The 17,631-nt window shown below is 69.4% G+C and carries 15 protein-coding genes; 6 read left to right on the top strand and 9 right to left on the bottom strand.

The genetic code is table 11. The annotated features are described in order from the left end of the window. Positions 1-7: 7 nt before the first annotated feature. Entirely contained in the window at positions 8-2,077 is a 2,070-nt protein-coding gene (locus HKK73_RS15095) for a glycosyltransferase (protein ID WP_171468313.1), read from the top strand. After that, positions 2,064-2,972: a hypothetical protein gene (locus tag HKK73_RS15090; protein ID WP_216607996.1), complete on the top strand. Its 909-nt coding sequence runs from the start codon at positions 2,064-2,066 to the stop codon at positions 2,970-2,972. Before HKK73_RS15095 ends, HKK73_RS15090 begins: the two co-directional genes overlap by 14 nt. Here HKK73_RS15090 and HKK73_RS15085 read toward each other — a convergent pair. The 7 genes from HKK73_RS15085 to HKK73_RS15055 form a co-directional block, all read right to left on the bottom strand. Further along, entirely contained in the window at positions 2,959-4,044 is a 1,086-nt protein-coding gene (locus HKK73_RS15085) for a glycosyltransferase (RefSeq protein ID WP_171468311.1), read from the bottom strand. The genes HKK73_RS15090 and HKK73_RS15085 overlap by 14 nt on opposite strands. A 787-nt stretch (positions 4,045-4,831) precedes the next feature. Beyond that, positions 4,832-5,947, bottom strand: a complete 1,116-nt coding sequence (gene wecB, locus HKK73_RS15080) for a non-hydrolyzing UDP-N-acetylglucosamine 2-epimerase (RefSeq protein ID WP_253705667.1) — start codon at positions 5,945-5,947, stop codon at positions 4,832-4,834. Continuing rightward, entirely contained in the window at positions 5,944-6,879 is a 936-nt protein-coding gene (locus tag HKK73_RS15075) for an ABC transporter ATP-binding protein (RefSeq protein WP_051876538.1), read from the bottom strand. The genes wecB and HKK73_RS15075 overlap by 4 nt, the downstream gene beginning before the upstream one ends. After that, positions 6,866-7,792, bottom strand: a complete 927-nt coding sequence (locus tag HKK73_RS19190; protein ID WP_114552864.1) for an ABC transporter permease — start codon at positions 7,790-7,792, stop codon at positions 6,866-6,868. The genes HKK73_RS15075 and HKK73_RS19190 overlap by 14 nt, the downstream gene beginning before the upstream one ends. Before the next feature lie 9 nt (positions 7,793-7,801). Beyond that, complete coding sequence (locus tag HKK73_RS15065) at positions 7,802-8,608, bottom strand: LCP family protein (protein ID WP_171468310.1); 807 nt, start codon at positions 8,606-8,608, stop codon at positions 7,802-7,804. 185 nt (positions 8,609-8,793) lie between these two features. Then, positions 8,794-10,542: a glycosyltransferase gene (locus tag HKK73_RS15060; RefSeq protein ID WP_171468309.1), complete on the bottom strand. Its 1,749-nt coding sequence runs from the start codon at positions 10,540-10,542 to the stop codon at positions 8,794-8,796. Next, positions 10,539-11,885, bottom strand: a complete 1,347-nt coding sequence (locus HKK73_RS15055) for a glycosyltransferase family 4 protein (RefSeq protein WP_137281486.1) — start codon at positions 11,883-11,885, stop codon at positions 10,539-10,541. The genes HKK73_RS15060 and HKK73_RS15055 overlap by 4 nt, the downstream gene beginning before the upstream one ends. 189 nt (positions 11,886-12,074) lie before the next feature. Between HKK73_RS15055 and HKK73_RS15050 the strand changes: the two genes are divergently transcribed. Next, complete coding sequence (locus HKK73_RS15050; protein ID WP_253705666.1) at positions 12,075-13,154, top strand: LCP family protein; 1,080 nt, start codon at positions 12,075-12,077, stop codon at positions 13,152-13,154. A 10-nt stretch (positions 13,155-13,164) separates the two neighbouring features. Beyond that, positions 13,165-13,908, top strand: coding sequence for a DUF6270 domain-containing protein (locus tag HKK73_RS15045; RefSeq protein WP_171468307.1), 744 nt, complete (start codon positions 13,165-13,167; stop codon positions 13,906-13,908). 18 nt (positions 13,909-13,926) lie between these two features. On the opposite strand, the gene HKK73_RS15040 is transcribed toward HKK73_RS15045, so the two are convergent. Further along, entirely contained in the window at positions 13,927-14,391 is a 465-nt protein-coding gene (locus HKK73_RS15040; protein WP_244985604.1) for a hypothetical protein, read from the bottom strand. A gap of 107 nt (positions 14,392-14,498) precedes the next feature. Between HKK73_RS15040 and HKK73_RS15035 the strand changes: the two genes are divergently transcribed. Both HKK73_RS15035 and HKK73_RS15030 read left to right on the top strand, forming a co-directional pair. Next, the gene (locus HKK73_RS15035) at positions 14,499-14,957 is read left to right on the top strand and encodes a MarR family winged helix-turn-helix transcriptional regulator (protein ID WP_021483075.1); all 459 of its coding nucleotides are present in this window, start codon (positions 14,499-14,501) and stop codon (positions 14,955-14,957) included. After that, positions 14,954-16,300, top strand: coding sequence for an MFS transporter (locus HKK73_RS15030; RefSeq protein WP_168944558.1), 1,347 nt, complete (start codon positions 14,954-14,956; stop codon positions 16,298-16,300). Before HKK73_RS15035 ends, HKK73_RS15030 begins: the two co-directional genes overlap by 4 nt. 95 nt (positions 16,301-16,395) lie before the next feature. Here the strand turns inward: HKK73_RS15030 and serC are convergent, their stop codons facing one another. Next, complete coding sequence (gene serC, locus HKK73_RS15025) at positions 16,396-17,538, bottom strand: phosphoserine transaminase (protein WP_253705665.1); 1,143 nt, start codon at positions 17,536-17,538, stop codon at positions 16,396-16,398. Between the last annotated feature and the right edge of the window lie 93 nt (positions 17,539-17,631).

Here is a 17,631-nt window from a genome sequence, read left to right as displayed (position 1 = left end):
TGGGATCATGATCGCCGCGTTTGGAGCGGCCGCGGCCATTTTTGACGGACTCTCTTGGATCACTGCAGCACTGGGCGTTGTTCTTGCCGGGACGATAGTTATCGCCTACGCGCATTCCCAGCGAATCGCAGAGAGGCGCAGTCGAGAAGCGTCAGCACTGCTCGACGAGATCGTCCGAAGACAGCGCCGCGACACGATAACCCTAACCAATGTCGCCGGAACAACCGGAAGAATGGCGCCTCGAGTCCGGACGATTGAGCAAGCCGTTGCAGCGCTGGCGACCGGACCGGCGAACGTCACAGCTCAGGAGCCGCGAACCGCGGGCGAACCCGTCTCAATGCGACGCGTTGAAACAACCCTCGAGCCGGAGTTTCCTGCAGTTCCCCTTCGTGAGTGGCAAAAGCCGCGGCCACGGGTTAAATCCTTGGTGATCCTTGACGAGTTTTCCAGTTTGGCGTTCTCGCCCGAATGGGATCAGACGCCAGCTGACCCGAGCCAGTGGCGATCACAACTGCGAAACGAGGACTTCGATCTGCTTTTCGTGGAATCCGCGTGGAACGGCAACGACGGACTCTGGCTGTACCACCTGACCGGCGCCACCGCGCCACGGCCAGCGCTCGTTGAACTCGTAGAGGCCTGCCGTAAGCGCCGAATCCCCACCGTCTTTTGGAACAAAGAGGACCCGCCGCACTTCGACGACTTCATCGGAACCGCGGCACTCTTTGACTATGTATTCACCAGCGACGAGCGAAAAGTGCCAGAGTATAGGACTGTGCTCAGGCATGACAGGGTCGGCGTTCTCCCGTTCGCAGCACAGCCAAAGCTCCACAACCCGGCGCGGGTGGGCAGGCTAAAGCGTGACCTGGAGGTCGCCTTCGGCGGCATGTATTTCCGGCACAAGTACCCCGAGCGCAGGAAGCAATTAGACATGCTGCTTCCCGCGGCGGCGCGGTTCAAACTAGACATTTTTTCGCGCCATGCGGAGGGTAATGAGAACTACCAGTTTCCGCCGACATATCAGCCGTACGTTCGTGGAACCTTGCCGTATCCCTCAATGATCACGGCTTATCATCGTTACAAGGTATTTCTGAATGTAAATTCAGTTGTCGGATCGCCGAGCATGTGCGCGAGGCGGATATTCGAGATCACAGCCTGCGGTGCCGCGGTGGTCACTCCTCCAACTCCAGCGATCGACAGGTTCTTCCCGGGCGGCGAGATAGCCGTCGTACACGACGAGGAAGAAGCCACTCGAGCAATCAAGACCCTGGTGAAGTCGGATGGACTGCGAGACCGCCGTGTCCATGTCGCTCAGCGCCGAATCTGGGAGCACGACACCTATACCCATCGGGTTGGAGCGGTGCTCGAGGCAGTCGGAATTGAGTCGCGAGTCAATCGCCCGAGCGTGTCGGTTCTACTCCCTACGGTTCGACCTCAGTCGGTCTCGACGATCCTCGCAAACGCGCGACGCCAGCATGAACCTCATCAGCTTGTCCTTGGCACCCATGGCTTCGATCTGACAAAAGACGCGGAACGCGAGCTGCGTGACGTTGTCGGCGATCTCATCGTCGTTCCGGTAGAGCGGTCGGTTTCGCTTGGTGCCATGCTGAATATCCTTGTGAACAGCGCCGAAGGTGACGTACTCTCGAAGATGGACGACGATGACTTCTACGGTAAGAACTACTTGAGGGATCTCGTCAATATTCGCATGGTAAGTCAGGCTGACATCGTGGGTAAAGCAGCGGCGTACATCTACTTCCAGGGTCTCAATGCGACCGCGCTAAGCTATGGCGCTCACGAGCACCGCTTTACCGATTTTGTGCGCGGAGCGACGCTCACGGGTTCCAGGGACCTCTTCAAAGAGATCGCTTTTGCTGATGCCCACCGTTCGGAAGACTCAGACTTCCTGGCGCGAGTAATCCGTGATGGAGGAAGCGTTTATGCAGCTGACAGATTCAACTTCTATATCAACAGAATCGCCGCCCCCGGACACCACACCTGGGACGTGGGGGACGACTCGCTTCTAGCCTCTTCTGTGTATCAGTTCTCTGGCCGGCCGGACGCACATGTCGCACTCTGAACCTGCCCAGGGCCTCGACGCGCGGCGCGTGCTTAGCGAACGGCACATCGATCGCAAGCTGCATGTCGTTACCGAGTGGAACTCGGTCGAGAACTTCACCACCGCATCGAGTATTCCTGCGGGAGTAAACTCGATCAGTAGCGGGGGAGTTCCGATCGACGTCATGTTCCAACCGAAAGGTGAGCGAACCACGGTCGTGGTGTTCAATGGTGCCCCCGATGGAGCGACCAGACTGCCGCACCTCGTGGGAGGGGGAGCTCTGAAGGGCGTGCCGGCGAATCGAATACTGCTCTCAGACCCTTCTTTGTACCTTTCCCCGGACTTGACACTTGCCTGGTTCGCTGGGTCCGCGGCGCAACCTGCCCTCCAGTCTGATCTGGCGAAAATCATCGACACGATGCTGCGCTCTTCTGGCTGTCAGAACGTTATCTTCTTTGGATCGTCAGGCGCCGGGTTCGCGGCCTTGGCATATTCGAAGCAGTTTCCGGGCAGCGCGTGCGTCGCGGTGAACCCTCAGACGCGTGTCGACAGGTACTATGCGGAGTTGCGTGATCGCTATGTGCGCCTTGCCTGGAATGCGGAGAACATAACGCTCTTGCCGCGACAGGTGCGCATTGACATGGTCGATGAGTATGCGCGCGGATTCACAAACCACGTTGCGTACATACAAAACACCCGTGACTCTTTTCATGTCCGCAATCACCAAGAACCGTTCATCGCTGCCGCGCGTGGGCGCGGAGCCTTGTACGTTGGTGGAGCCGCATGGGGTGCGTCTTCTGACGACGGCCACGTTCCACCGCCCGAGGAAGTGCTTTCGAGAATTTTCGCGAGCTTGACTGAATACGACGGGCGATGGGATCAGGGAATCGAGAGCTTGGGACTTACGCGTCTCTAGAAGGAGGCTTGGATTCCGGTCTTGGGTGGCCGCACGAGACGCGCGCGAGTGTTTCACGGTACAGCGCATGGAGTAGACCGTTAGTGCGTACAGGGTCGTACATTGAGCGAACGATCGAAGCATGGGACTCGGCCAGGCTCCGATGCATCTGATCGGATGCTTCGACCAGCCGCACGAGGTCATAGAGGGCTTGACCGTCCACTTTGTTTTCGGGTGCGCTATAGTGGAGGCTTCCTATCTCGCCGAGAGGGGGCAGGGCATAGGATCCGATTTGACGAGTGAGGATAGTCAGGGTCCCGGTGCCCATCGCGTCTATCGCTGACCGTCCGGGAGCAATGCAGCAGGACGAAACTGCCGTCAGTCTTGCAAGTTCGTCTTTGCTTAGCCATCCCAGGAACTCCACCCGCGCGCGGGCCGCGGTTGCGAGGCCGCCTAGACGGTGCGCTATCTCCGGGAGCTTACTTCCGGTCCCGGCAACGGAGACGGTCCATCCTCGGTCATCCGCGTCGCGAAGTGCGGCGAGGAACTCTCTCACTACCGTCTCCGTGGTGGTGAAGTCGGAGTCGAGGCGGGACGCTACGATGAGGCGCTTCGCCAGCCGCGCAGAACTCGGCTGAAGCGGCTCGCTCGTAGTACGGCAGTGATTTGGCACCACCCAGAACTTGTTTGGCCGCGCGCCGGTGCGCTGTTGTAGGTGCGTTGCGATGGCAGGCGTGACCGCAATGATTGCAGCTGCTTTATCGTGCCACTGGTGGATGTCGTCCGTGTACCATCCGTGCATTGTCACCAGTAGCGGGACCTCGAGATGCTCTGCAAGTTGTACAGCGATCCGCCGTGATTCGAACGGGTGGGCGTGAATAAGATCCCAGGGACCTGCGTGAGCCAATTCTGCCAAGGCGTCTCGTGCGGTGAAGTCGATGGCAAGCGTTTCAACTCCGAGTCGCTCGAGGCGCTCGAGAAAAGGTCCGCCGCGGCCAGCGACTGTTATGGCGAAATCATCGGCTGCGGAGACTACGATCTCCTCGACGTGGTCGTGCAGCCCGCCTTGATCGGCGCGATAGGCGACGGGCATGAGGATCCTAGGTCGTGCCGAGCTCATAGGTTCGCCTCCTCGAATGCGCTAGTTCTATCAGTCGGGATACTGCCGCGCCTCCAAGGGGAGCGCTTGGTTGCCTGTGGTCATGATAGAAGCAAAGATGAAGGTTGCCGTACGCGCTGTCGATCGTTCGCAGGGCCTCAGAGGCGACCGTCAGGGCCTCGACCTGCTCACTGGCGTAGTTGGGGTTGGCGGTGTTGTAGCTTGCGTGTATGACGTGTGGGCCGAAGCCGCGGTATGCAGGTCGTTGAATGGAACGCAGCGAGATCAGGTCTGGGTCATCTCGGAGCGCCACGCGCTTCGCACGGCTGGTCAGTAGGCTGTCGCGTTTTACCCAGGCCAGATCGGGATTTGACAGTATTACTGCGCCGACACGTAGCGCGGACGCGAGGTGGAGAGCTAGCGGGGCGCATGCTCCACTTGCGGTAACGAATACGTGCCGACGCTGATTTCGGGGGACTTTGTTGACAACGAGGCGGCGGAGGGTTGTCTCGGCCCGTTGCTCGGGCGATCCTAGTCCCCACCCAACCTCTAATTCCGGGAACCATGACAGAGTTGGATCGGTGACGTGCAGAGTGTTGAATCCGGAGACTGTGAGTGACTCGCGGAGCCATGGTGCCCCCACGGGGCGTCTTGGCTCGATGCTAATAAGTAGTCCACTCTGCCCTTGACTCCGGTACTCGTGGTCAACGCTGGGAATGGTGCTTGGTGCTATTTGCGTCATTGCGCACGCCCCTTCTTTCGAAAGGCATCCTAGGGTGGCCTAGACCATGTTGCGACGAATTGCGTTCAGCGAGTTCAATGCCGCTCGTCCATCACCGTAGGGGTTGCGTGATCGTGACATCGCCGAGTAGGCGGAATCATCGCTTAGGAGCTGGTCGACGGCGCTGACGATTCTCTGTTGGTCGGTACCAATGAGGCGCACAGTGCCAGCTTGGACCGCCTCAGGGCGCTCCGTGTTCTCCCGCATGACCAGAACCGGCTTGCCGAGGCTCGGGGCTTCCTCCTGGACACCGCCGGAGTCGGAGAGGATGACGGTGCTGAGCGACATCAGGCGCGCGAACTCGCCGTAGGGCAGGGGCTCGGTCACGGTGACGTTCTCGATGCCCTCGAGCTGGGGGAGGACGGCCTCCCGCACGACGGGGTTGCGGTGTGCCGGGAGGACCATCTCCACGTCGGGGAACGACCGTGCGATGCGTGCCAGCGCTCGCCCTACGCCTTCCATCGCGCCGCCCCAGTTCTCGCGGCGGTGGGTGGTCACGAGAAGGATGCGCCGTCCCGACGCGGCGAGCTCCTCGAGGCGCGGGTCGCTGAAGGGGATCTCCTTGCCGACCGTGGTGAGCAGCGCGTCGATGACGGTGTTGCCGGTGACGACGATCGTCGAGTCGTCGACCCCCTCGGCGAGGAGGTTTGCCCGGCTGGTCTCGGTGGGAGCGAGGTGGAGGGCGGCGATCTGGGTCGTGATCTTCCGGTTCGCCTCCTCCGGGAACGGGGACTGGATGTTCCCGGAGCGCAGACCTGCCTCCAGGTGCACGACGGGGATCTGCCGGTAGAACGCGGCGAGGGCGGCGGCCGTCGAGGTGGAGGTGTCGCCCTGGACGATGACCGCGGTGGGCTTCTCCTTCTCGAGGATCGGGTCGAGGCCCTCGATCACGCGCGCGAAGATCTGCGCCAGCGTCTGCCCGTGGCTCATGACGTTGAGGTCGTGGTCGGGGACGATGCCGAAGAGCTCGTTCACCTGGTCGAGCATCTCGCGGTGCTGGCCGGTCACGACGGTCACCGACTCGAAGTCGGGGCTCTCCTCGAGCGCCTTGATGACGGGAGCGACCTTGATCGCCTCCGGTCGGGTGCCGTAGACGGTCATGATGCGAGCGGTCATGCTTCTCTCTTCTCTGCTGCGGCCGCGTCCCGGCCGTGTCCCCGGACGTGCCGGGGGCGGTAGCTGCGTCCAGGGGACTCCTCCACCTGCACGTGCGTCTCGGTCTTCTCCGCGAGGGCGTCCTCGATGATCTTCTTCGCCTCGTCGGGCTTCTCCTTGGCGATCGCCCAGGCCCACTTGCGGTAGCGCAGCGCGACGTCCTCCGCCGGGCCGTCGAGCACGAGACGGCCGTAGTTGAGCCAGATCGCGCGCGTGCACGTCTCTTCGATGGTCTGCGCCGCGTGACTCACGAGGAACACCGTGCCGGCGTTCTCCCGCAGCCGGTTCATGCGGGCCTCGCTGCGTTCCTTGAACGCGGCGTCGCCGGTGGCGAGGGCCTCGTCGATGAGCATGATGTGGGGGTTGGCGGCGGTCGCGATCGCGAACCGCAGACGTGCACCCATGCCCGAGGAGTACGTCTTCATCGGGAGGTAGATCGACTTGCCGAGGCCGGCGAGCTCGACGACGTCGGGAATCGCCTTCTCCGTCTGCTCGGGGGTGAGCCCCATGGCGAGGCAGCCGAGCCGGACGTTCTGCTCTCCCGAGAGGTCGGGCACGAGGGCGGCGTTGACCCCGATGAGGACGGGCGTGCTCTCGGCGAGCACCCGCCCGCGCGCGGGCCGCTCGAGCCCGGCGATGATCCGCAGGAGCGTGCTCTTGCCGGAGCCGTTCTGGCCGACGAGGCCGATCTGCTCGCCCGAGCGCGCGACGAAGGAGATCCCGGAGAGCGCCCGCACGAGCACCATGGGCTGCTGGCCGAGCACGGTCTTGGCGGCCCGGACGAGCCGGTTCGAGCGCCGACGCTCGGCCGCGTCCGTGGACGGGACGCGGTAGCGCACGTGCACGTCCTGGACCGCGACGGTGGCGGACGCGAAGGGGTCAAGCTCGGCCATAGGACTCCTCCCCGTGGTAGAAGAAGAGGAACCCCACCACGAGCGTCCCGACGGCCCAGGCGCCCAGCCCGAGCCACGACGACAGCGCCGGCGTCACGCCGTAGAGCAGGCAGTCGCGGACCATGCTCAGCACCATGAACATCGGGTTCGCCTCCATGAGGGCGAGCGCCGTCGGGTGGTCGATGAACTGGTCGTAGGAGAAGAACACCGCGGAGCCGTAGAGCCACAGCCGCATGCCGAAGCTGATGAGCTGGTTGAGGTCGGGCACGACGGCGACGCACCGCGCGAGCAGCAGTGCCAGGCCGGTGGTGAACAGCACCTGGAGCGCGAGGACGCCGGGCACGAGCACGACGCGCCAGGTGAACACCTCGGCGGGGGGCATGACGGCGAGCAGCACCACCATGGCACCGAGCACCGGGATCATGTCGAGCATCCCGCGCAGGATCACCGAGATGGGCAGGGAGGCGCGGGGGAAGGAGAACGCCCGGATGAGGTTGCGGCCGTTCCTGATGGAGTTGGCCCCGCCCGTCACGGCCTTCGTCGTGAACGAGAAGAGGAACACCCCGACGATGAGGTAGCCGATGAAGTTGTCGATGCCGCGCGACGACTTCAGCAGCAGGCCGAAGATGAGGAAGTACGTCAGCCCGTCGAGCACGGGCTTGAGCACGAGCCACACGGTGCCGAGCAGGTTCTCGCGCGTCCCGCTCGTCACCTTCGCGCGGGCCTCGGCCCACAGGAAGTGCCGACGGTTCCACAGCTGCCCCAGGTACACCCCGAGCGGCGGACGAGCCCCGACGCGGGTGAGCCGACCCGCGGAGACGACCTCCGTCGTCGACGGCGGGCCCGCGAACAGCATCGAGTACAGGTCCCCGCGAGGGGACCTGCTCTCGGTGGTGCTCGTCTCTCCGGTCATCGCGGCATCCTAGGATCCCGTCGGCGCGTACGCCGTGCCGTACGTCGCGACGTAGGCGTCGAGCGTGTCCGTGCGCACCGCGTCACCGAGCGCGGCGGTCTGCTCCGCGTCCACGAGGTTGACCGACGCGCCGCCCCTCTCGCCGAACCCGGTGATCGGCACCATGAGCCCGACGACGTCCTCGCGCTCGAGCTCGGCGGCGAGCGGGACGAGCGCGAACGCGTCGTCCACGTCGAGGTCGCCCGTGATCTTCACGTTGCGCACGAGCATCGGCATCAGCTCGGCGAGCACCGCCGGATCGTCCGCGCGCTCCGCGATGCGGTCGAGCATCCCGACGACGGCGGCGCGCTGCCGCTCGGTGCGGTCGAGGTCGCCGAGGGGAAGCCGCTTGCGCTCGCGCACGTAGATGAGGCCGTCCGTGCCGGAGAGCGTGATGCGCCCCTCGGGGAAGTCGACGACGCGTCCCGTGCTCTGCACGGTCACCGTGCTCGCGTGCTGGTTGTCCACCTCGAACCCGTCGAGGGCGCGCGTGAGGGCGATGAACCCCGCGAAGTTCGACTGGACGACGTAGTCGATCTCCACCCCGCCGAGCAGGCCGGACACCGTCTGGACGAGCGTGTCCGTCCCGCCGCGCGAGAACGCCGCGTTGATCTTGCCCTCGCCTAGTCCCGGGATGTCGACCCACATGTCGCGTGTGAAGGAGAGGAGGTACAGGTTCTGCCGGTCGGCGGGCACGTGGATCAGCAGGATCGTGTCGGCGTTGCCCGTGAGGTCGGCCGGGTCTCGTGAGTCCGTGCCGACGAGGAGCGCGTTCACCGGCCCTTCGGGCAACGGGTCTGCCGGCCCTGTCGGCGTGAGGGTAGGACTGGGAGCCGCGGAGCGCGTCGGCGCGGGGGACGCGCTCGTCGCCGACGGCGCGGGCTCCGGCGCTGCCGTCGTGCAGCCGGCGAGCAGTGCCGTCGCGACGAGGGCACCGAGGGGACGACGTAGCAGAGCGGAGCTCATCGGGTTCCTCCTGCCAGTGCTCGGGCGTACACCTCGCGGTACCGGGCCGTGTTCGCGGCCCACGTCCTGGTGGCCGCGAGCTCGCGACCGCGCGTCAGCATGCCACGACGCGCGTCGTCGTCGCCCAGCACGTCCGCCACGGCGGTGGTCCACGCGGCGACGTCGCCCGCAGGCACGAGGCGTCCCGCGGCCCCGACGGCCTCGCGCAGCGCGGGCAGGTCGCTCGCGACCACCGGCCGGCCCACGGCCATCGCCTCGACCGGCTTGAGCGGGGTGACGAGGCGCGTCACGCGGTCGTCGCGGCGCGGGACGAGGACGACGTCGAGCGCCGCGAGGTACGTCGTGGCGAGGGCGCGCGGCACGCGCCCCGGCAGGATCGCGTGCTCGCCGAGCCCGAGCTCGTCGGCGAGGCGGAGGAGGCCGGGGCGGGCGACGCCGTCGCCCACGACGAGCGCGGTCGCGTCGACGCCGTCCGCCCGGAGCGCGGCGACCGTGCGCAGGACGGTGTCGAGACCCTCGTAGTCGACGACGCTGCTCACCGTGCCGACCACGGGCCCGCGCGCCGGGATGCCGAGGCGCTCGCGGGCGGCGTCGGGCGTGGGGTGCGCCGCGTCCAGGAGCGACGTCGGCACGGCGTTGGGGACCACCGTGACGCGGGCCGCCGGCACGCCGCGCCCGACGAGCTCGGCCCGCATGGTCTCGCTGAGCGTCACCACGTGGTCCGCGGCGAGCGCGAGCTCGGTCTCCTTCGCCCGGACGAGGGCGTAGCGGCCCGAGGCCTCGGCGGCGCGCCGCACGTCGGGCGTGCGGTGCGACGCCGCCCAGGTCTCCTCGGGCAGGCCGCGCACCTCGTACACCCACGGCACGCCGAGGCGTCGGGCGGCCGCGCGCGCCGCCGCGCCGGTCGTGTGGGGGGTGGTGGCGTGCACGACGTCGGGCGCGAACCTCCGCGCGGCACGCACGAGCAGGTCGACCTCGACCTCGGCACGCCGCGCCGGGTCGCCGTGCAGCACCCAGGGCAGCAGCCGCTCGTACCGCACGCCGTCCACGACGTCCGCGGCGCGTGCGCCGAGCACGCCGATCGTCACCGGGTAGGCGCCGCGCGTCGTCGCCGCCACGCCCAGCCCGTCCTCGTGCTGCGCGCGGAGGATCGCGTGGCTGCGCAGCGTGTACCCGCTCTGCGTGTGGGGGAGCGAGTTCGTCAGGTGGTGGAGCACCCGCGGCTGCCCGACGTCGCCCCGCACCGCGCGCTGCGAGGTCCCGGTGGCCGGAGGGTCGGGCCGGAGCGCGTCGACCTGGGCGCGGATCGCGCGGAGGGTCCGGCGCTCGCCGCGGCCCGACACGGTCGCGCGATCGAGCGCGTCCACGTCGCCCGCCTGCCAGAGCGCGCGCAGTCGGGCGGGGCCGGGGTGGGGGACGCCGTCGAGCAGCTCGGGGTGGCCGACCGCGACGGCGACCTCGGCGGCCACGCGGCGCGCGAGCCGCGACCCGGGCGCGCGGAGCACCGCGGCGACGGTGCGGGCCGCGTCGTCGGGGGAGCCGTCGAGGAAGAGGCCGAGCGCACGGCGCGCGGACGGGTCGCGCGCCACGAGGAGCAGGCGGACGACGCCGCTCCGGACCGGGGCGGGCGCGCGCCGTGCGGCCTGGATCCCGAGCCACACCGGGTCGTCGACGACGGCGCGCGCCCCGAAGGACAGTGCGAGGACGAGGGCGCGGACGGCGTCGCGCGGTGCCGCCGCCCTCATCGACGCAGCCCGTCGAGCAGCTCGACGTAGCGGGCGGCGAGCGCGTCGTCGTCCGCGTTGAGCGCGACCCACTCCTGGGCGGCGGGACCGATCTCCGGGACCGAGCCCGCGGCCACGAAGCCGGCCCAGAGCGCGGCCAGCGCCTCGACGTCCCCGGGCGGGACGACGTCGCCCGCCTCGAGCGAGAGCACGAGCTCCGCGGCCTCGCCCGCGAGGCACGCCGTGACGTGCCGACGCGTCGCCATCGTCTCGTAGAGCTTCGAGGGCACCGTCCACTGGAACGGCTCCCAGTCGCGCAGCGACACGAGCACGGTGTCGGCCCACGCGTACAGCGCGGGGACGTCCGTGTGCGGCACACGACCGAGGAACGTCACCGGTGCGCCGAGCGTCGAGGCGAGGGCCTTGAGGTGGGGGATGTCGGCCCCCGCGCCGGCGAGGTGCACCTCGAGCGGCACGCCCCGCGCGGCGAGCGCGGCGGCGGCCTCCACGACGACCTCGAGACCCTGCGACCGGCCGATGGTCCCCACGTAGACGGCGCGCAGCGGCCGGTCCGGGCCCAGGGGGTGGGCGTCGTCGTCGGGCAGGGCGTCGACCTCGTCGTCCACCTTGTCGGCGAGGCGGTCGGTGAACGCGGTGCCGTTGCGCACGACCCCGACGTTCGGGGCGCCCCGGCTCTCGACGACCCCGGCGAACGTCTCCGTCGTCGTCACGACGAGGTCGCTGCGGGTCTGCAGCCGGACGATCGCGCGGTGCGCGAGCGCGACCACCGCGGACCGCGCCCGGCGGCCGGACCCGTCGGCGACGACGCCGGCCGGGCGGATGAGGTCGGGCCACGCGTCGCGCATCTCGACGACGAAGCGGGCGCGGAAGAGCCGGGCCAGGGCCCACGCGGCGAACATGCTGGGGATGCCGGGCACGGTGCCGACCACGACGGTCGGGCGGTGCGCCCGGGCGCGCAGGTGCCGCCACCCGAGGACGACCGAGTGGGCAGCCGCGACGACGTGGTCGGCCGTGCGGGACACGAGCGAGGACGAGTGCTCGCGGTAGCGCACACGCAGGATCCGCTCGCCGTGGCGGCCGCGCTGGACGAGCCCGGGGCGCAGGTGCGCGTGCTCCGGGTCGAGCACGCCGGCCGGGTAGTGCGGGGGCGGAGCGAGGACGGTCACGCGGAAGCCCGCGCCGACCAGGCGGGGCACGAGCGCACCCCAGCGGCGCTGCGGCGCGCCCGTCTCGGGCTCGTAGTGGTGGGTGACCAGGAGGAGGTGGTCGTGCCGGTCCCGGCGCCGCGGTCGGGGCGCCGGTCGACGGCGCGCGCGAGCGTGCCGCGCCGCACTCGTAGACATGTCGCCCCCTGCGATCGACGGCTCTCCGGGGCGCGCCCTCCGCCGGTGCCTTCCTGGAACTGAGCGGTACGAGAGTACCGCTCCTGAACGTGGTGAAGTCGTGAGACGGCCGAGCACCGCGGGTGAAGAGGCCTGCGCAGGCGCTCGAAACAGCCGTCGAAGCAGGTCGCGCGCCGTAGGATGCCTGCCGTGGCCGACACCCTGTTCCCGGACCCCTCGCCCGAGCCGCGTGCCGACCGGCGGCACGCGCGCCGTCGTCGTGGAGGCCGGACGGCGCTCGTCGTGCTCGTGTCGCTCCTCGCCGTGCTCGTCCTGGCCGGTGTCGGGGGCGCCTGGTGGTTCCAGCGCCAGCTCGACGGCAACATCGAGAAGCTCGCCGACCCGTTCGAGGGCCTGGAGAACCGCCCCGACCCGGCGCCGAGCGACCCCGAGGTCGCGACGGAGGCCGTGAACTTCCTGGTGCTCGGCTCCGACAGCCGCATCTCGGCCGGGGACCCCTCCCAGTGGGAGGCGGGCGCGCAGCGCACGGACGCGATCATGCTCGTGCACCTGCAGGCTGACCGGCAGACGGCGCAGGTCGTCTCCATCCCGCGCGACGCGTGGGTCCCGATCCCGGGTCACGGGGAGGCGAAGATCAACGCCGCCTTCTCGTACGGCGGCCCCTCCCTCATGATCCAGACGGTCGAGGACCTCACCGGCGTCCGGATCGACCACTTCGCCGTGACCGACTTCGAGTCCTTCACGACCCTCACCGACGCGCTGGGCGGCGTGCAGATCCGCATCCCGGAGGACATCGGCGACGGCAAGAAGGTGTTCTTCGAGGCGGGCGTGCACCAGATGACGGGCGAGGAGGCCCTCACCTACACGCGTCAGCGCCACGGCCTGGCGAACGGCGACTTCGGCCGCGTGCAGCGCCAGCAGAACTGGATGCGCGCGATGCTCGGCAAGATCAACAACAACCGCAACGACGTCGCGATGATGACGCGCTTCTTCACCGCGGTGAGCGAGTCGGTGGCGACCGACGACGGCCTGACCATCGACGAGATGCGGAACCTCTACATGAGCGCCCGCGGTCTGAGCACGAACGACGTCACGTTCATGACGGCGCCCAACTCCGGGACCGGGCGCAGCGCCGACGGGCAGTCGATCGTCGTGCTCGACCGTGCCCGGTTCGACCCGCTCATGGCGTCGATCGCGAACGACTCCGTCGGGGACTACCTCGTCCAGAACGCCGAGGCGCTCGAGGTCCTGCCGCCCACGGTCAAGTGATCGGGCGCCGGTGACCGACCGCTTCAGCAGCCCGCAGCGCAGCGTCCTCGTCCACGGGAGCTGCGTCACCCGCGACGCGTTCGCGCTGCCGGAGGAGACGCGGTTCCGCCTCGCCGACTACTACGCACGCAGCTCGCTGGCGTCCGCGTTCGCGACCGAGGGGCTCTCCGGGGTCGACGTCGCCCGCGTCGAGTCCCCGTTCCAGCGCCGCATGGTCGAACGGGACCTGGGGAAGGACTTCGCGGCGCGGCTCGGGACGACGGACGCGGACGTCATCGTGCTGGACCTCGTCGACGAGCAGTACGACCTCGTGGTCGGGTCGGACGGCGGTGTGGCGACGCGCTCCATGGAGTTCCTGCGGGCCGGCGGCGACGGCCTGCGGTCGCGTCGCGTCGCGTCGGGGTCGCCGGAGTTCCTCGTCCGGTGGGAGGCCGGCTGGGCTGCGCTCGTGGCCACGGCACGCCGTCAGGGCCGACTGGGCCGCGTCGTCGTGCACGAGGCGTACTGGGCGCGGGGCGACGCGGCGGGCGGGGCGTTCGACCAGCAGCGCGTCGAGGCGGCGAACCGCACGCTCACCTATCTCTACGCGCGCATGCGCAAGGACCTGCCCGAGGCGCGCTTCCTCCGGGTCCCGGACCGGCTCGTGGTCGGCGACCCGTCCCACCGGTGGGGCCCGTCGCCGGTCCACTACGTCGAGGACTACTACCGCGCCTTCCTCGACCTCCTCGACGAGGCGACGCGCGCCGCCGTCTGACGCAGGTCGCGGGAAGGGTCAGGCGACGCCGTCGAGGACGACGACGCCGTCCTTGAACGCCACGCCGCTCACCCGCGCGCCCGGGGTGCGTGCCTGGAGGAGACGCTGGACGTCGAGCGCGACGCGCGCGTCCGGGAGCACCCGCACGGACCCGGCGGGGAGGCCCTTCGCCGCGACGACGGACTCGATCCGGCTCGCCGCGAGACCGAGGAGCTTGTGCGCGGGCAGGCCGCCGGCGCTCGCGTCGACGGAGATCGTCGCGACGCCGTCCTGCACGTCGACCACGCGCAGCGTGGCGCGGACCGTGGGCGCGAGGCGCGTCGCGAGCCGGAGCGGTGCGGGCAGGCGCTTCACCTGGCGCGGGTCGGCGACGACCTCGAGTGCGTCCCCGCGCCCCGACACGGACGTGACAAACGAGGGGAGCTTGCGGCCCATGAGGCCGAGCAGGTGGAGCGTCTCGGCGAGGGTCAGTTCCTGGTGCACGGCGCACACCATAGCGGACGTGCGGGACGTCTCGGACGCCTGGTCGTGACGGGCGTCTCCGCCCTCAGGCCTTTTCTTACCCAAGGTAATGAGTTAGGGTAACTATCATGCCTGCTGCGGACCTCACTGCTCCTACCCGGAACCAGTACCGGCCCGCGACGCTCGGCGGCGACCTGCGGGTCGCGCTCACCCGGATCTCCCGGCGGCTGCGTGCCCAGCGCGGCGAGGCAGACCTCCCCGAGGGGCGGTTCGGCGTCCTCACCGTCCTGCACAAGCACGGCGCCATGTCGCCCAGCGAGCTCGCGGAGCACGAGCGCGTCCGGCCGCCCTCGATGACCCGCGCCGTCAACGCCCTCGTCGAGATGGGTCTCGTCGAGAAGGGGGAGCACGCGAGCGACCGCCGTCAGGTCGTCGTGCGCCTCACGGACGCCGGCGTGCGCGAGGTCAAGGAGACGCGGCGCCGCCGGGACGCGTGGCTCACGCAGCAGCTGTCCTCCCTCACCCCTGACGAAAGAGAGACCTTGGCCCGCGCCAGTGAGCTGTTGACCCGGATCGCCGCCCGATGAGCACCACGTTCTCCTCCCTCCAGTACTACAACTACCGCGTCTGGTTCGGCGCCGCGCTCGTCGCGAACGTCGGCACCTGGATGCAGCGCGTCGCGCAGGACTGGCTCGTCCTCAGCGACCTGACGGACAACTCCGGCGTCGCCGTCGGCGTCGTCACCGCGCTGCAGTTCGCGCCCGTGCTCGCCCTGTCCGCGTGGGCGGGCCTGCTCGCCGACCGGCTCCCGCGCCGTCGGCTCCTCATGGCCACCCAGGGCGCGATGGGACTGCTCGCGCTCGGCCTCGGCGTGCTCGTGCTGTCCGGGCACGTCGAGCTGTGGCACGTCTACGTGTTCGCCGGCCTGCTCGGCGTCGTCTCGGCGTTCGACAACCCCGTGCGCCAGACGTTCGTCGCCGAGATGGTGCCCGCCGACAAGCTCTCCAACGCCGTCGGGCTCAACAGCGCGTCGTTCAACGCGGCGCGCCTCGTCGGGCCGGGCGTCGCGGGCCTGCTCATCGCGGCGGTCGGCTCCGGCTGGCTGTTCATCATCAACGGCGTCACCTTCGGGGCGACCATCCTCGCGCTGCTGTACATGCGCACGCGCGAGCTTCACGTGCTGCCGAGCGCCCCGCGAGAAAAGGGTCAGATCCGCGAGGGCATCCGGTACGTGCGCGGACGGACGGACATCATCGTCATCATGGTCGTCGTCGGCGTCGTGTCGACGTTCGGGCTCAACTTCCAGCTCACGTCCGCGATGATGGCGAAGGTCGAGTTCGGCATGGGGCCGGGGGAGTACGGGATCCTCGGGTCCATCCTCGCGATCGGGTCGCTCACCGGGGCACTGCTCGCCGCGCGCCGGGAGCGCCCGCGCGTCCGGCTCGTCATCGGGTCCGCGTTCGGGTTCGCCGTCGCCACGGGGGTCATGGCGCTCATGCCCACGTACGCGAGCTTCGCCGTCGCGTGCATCCCCGTGGGGCTCGCGTCGCTCACCATGATGACCGCAGCCAACTCGACCATCCAGATGTCCGTGGACCCCGTCATGCGCGGGCGCGTCATGTCGCTCTACATGATCGTGTTCCTCGGTGCGACGCCCGTCGGCTCCCCGCTCGTCGGCTGGATCGCCGAGGCGTGGGGCCCGCGCTGGGCGATCGGCGTCGGGTCGATCACCGCCGCGCTCGTCGCGGTGGGCGCCGCCGTCTGGGCCGTGCGCAACTGGCACCTCGAGGTCCGGTACCGCGTCCTGCAGCGCCCGCACCTCGTGGTGCGCTACCTCGACGCCGGGACCCCGACCGACCGTTCCGCCCGCGCCGAGGCGCGGCGCCGGATCGAGGCCGAGGACGCGCAGGAGGCCGCCCGGGCGGCCTGACGCCGCCTCTCCCGCCGAGCGACGAGGCCGGTGCCACCCCGGTCTCCCGGGCGGCACCGGCCTCGTGCTGGGCGCGGCCGTCGGTCGCGCGCTCGTCAGCCGAGGTGGTCGACGACGTGGTCCACGCACGCGGTGAGGGCGCGGACGTCGTCGGGCTCGATCGCCGGGAACATGGCGACGCGCAGCTGGTTGCGGCCGAGCTTGCGGTACGGGAAGACGTCGAGCACGCCGTTCTCGCGCAGCGCGGCGACGACGGTCGTCGCGTCGATCGCGTCGTCCAGGTCGATCGTGCCGACGACCGTCGACCGCTCCGCCGGGTTCGCGACGAAGGGCGTCGCCCACTCGCGCGAGTCCGCCCACCCGTAGAGGTGCGCGGCCGACTCGGCGGACCGGGCGGCGGCCCACTCCAGGCCTCCGTTGCCCAGGAGCCACTCCACCTGCTCCGCGAGCATGACGAGCGTCGCGATCGCGGGCGTGTTGAGCGTCTGGTCCTGGCGCGAGTTCGCCGCCGCCGTGCGCAGCGACAGCGACTCCGGGACCCAGCGCGTGCCGCTGCTCTCGACCTCGTCCGCGCGCGCGAGCGCGTCGGGTGAGCACAGCGCGAGCCACAGGCCGCCGTCCGACCCGAAGACCTTCTGCGGCGCGAAGTAGTAGACGTCGGTCTCCGCGACGTCCACGGGGATCGCGCCCGCGCCGGACGTGGCGTCCACGAGCGTGAGCGCGCCGCGCTCGCGCGAGCCGGGGACGCGGCGCACGGGCGCCATCGCGCCGGTCGAGGTCTCGTTGTGCGGCCACGCGTGCACGTCGACGTCGTCGGCGGGCTCCGGGAGCGCGACGGTCCCGGCGGGGGCCGAGATCACCTGGGGCGGCGCGAGGAACGGCGCGGCGGTCGTCGCGGCGGCGAACTTCGCGCCGAACTCGCCGAACGCCGCGTGCTGCGCCTTCGAGCGGACGAGGCACGCCGTCGCGACGTCCCAGAACGTCGTGGAGCCGCCGTTGCCCAGCACGACCTCGTAGCCGTCGGGCAGCGCGAACAGCGCGGCGAGGCCCTCGCGCGTGCGGCGCACGAGCGACCGGACGGGCGCCTGCCGGTGGGACGTCCCCAGCAGCGAGGTGCCGGCGTCGGACAGCGCCCGGACCTGCGCGGCGCGGACCTTGGACGGCCCGGACCCGAAGCGGCCGTCGGCCGGCAGGAGGTCCGAGGGGATCGTGATCGAGGTGTTCGCGAGATCGGGCACGGCGTCACCCTACGCGCGCGCGGCGCGCCCCGGGAGCCTCGTCCACAGGCCGTGCGTCACCGCACGGTCCGCGCCGGGGCCCGCGGGGAGGCG

Source organism: Cellulosimicrobium sp. 72-3 (assembly GCF_013127315.1).
Taxonomy (GTDB): domain Bacteria; phylum Actinomycetota; class Actinomycetes; order Actinomycetales; family Cellulomonadaceae; genus Cellulosimicrobium; species Cellulosimicrobium funkei.
This window is presented reverse-complemented; position numbering and strand designations above follow the sequence as displayed.

Bases quoted from the DNA above. Each gene is read 5' to 3' on its own strand.
- HKK73_RS15095 (WP_171468313.1), top strand. From the start codon at position 8: ATGATCGCCGCGTTTGGAGCGGCCGCGGCCATTTTTGACGGACTCTCT.
- HKK73_RS15090 (WP_216607996.1), top strand. From the start codon at position 2,064: ATGTCGCACTCTGAACCTGCCCAGGGCCTCGACGCGCGGCGCGTGCTT.
- HKK73_RS15085 (WP_171468311.1), bottom strand. From the start codon at position 4,044: ATGCCCGTCGCCTATCGCGCCGATCAAGGCGGGCTGCACGACCACGTC.
- wecB (WP_253705667.1), bottom strand. From the start codon at position 5,947: ATGACCGCTCGCATCATGACCGTCTACGGCACCCGACCGGAGGCGATC.
- HKK73_RS15075 (WP_051876538.1), bottom strand. From the start codon at position 6,879: ATGGCCGAGCTTGACCCCTTCGCGTCCGCCACCGTCGCGGTCCAGGAC.
- HKK73_RS19190 (WP_114552864.1), bottom strand. From the start codon at position 7,792: ATGACCGGAGAGACGAGCACCACCGAGAGCAGGTCCCCTCGCGGGGAC.
- HKK73_RS15060 (WP_171468309.1), bottom strand. From the start codon at position 10,542: ATGAGGGCGGCGGCACCGCGCGACGCCGTCCGCGCCCTCGTCCTCGCA.
- HKK73_RS15055 (WP_137281486.1), bottom strand. From the start codon at position 11,885: ATGTCTACGAGTGCGGCGCGGCACGCTCGCGCGCGCCGTCGACCGGCG.
- HKK73_RS15035 (WP_021483075.1), top strand. From the start codon at position 14,499: ATGCCTGCTGCGGACCTCACTGCTCCTACCCGGAACCAGTACCGGCCC.
- HKK73_RS15030 (WP_168944558.1), top strand. From the start codon at position 14,954: ATGAGCACCACGTTCTCCTCCCTCCAGTACTACAACTACCGCGTCTGG.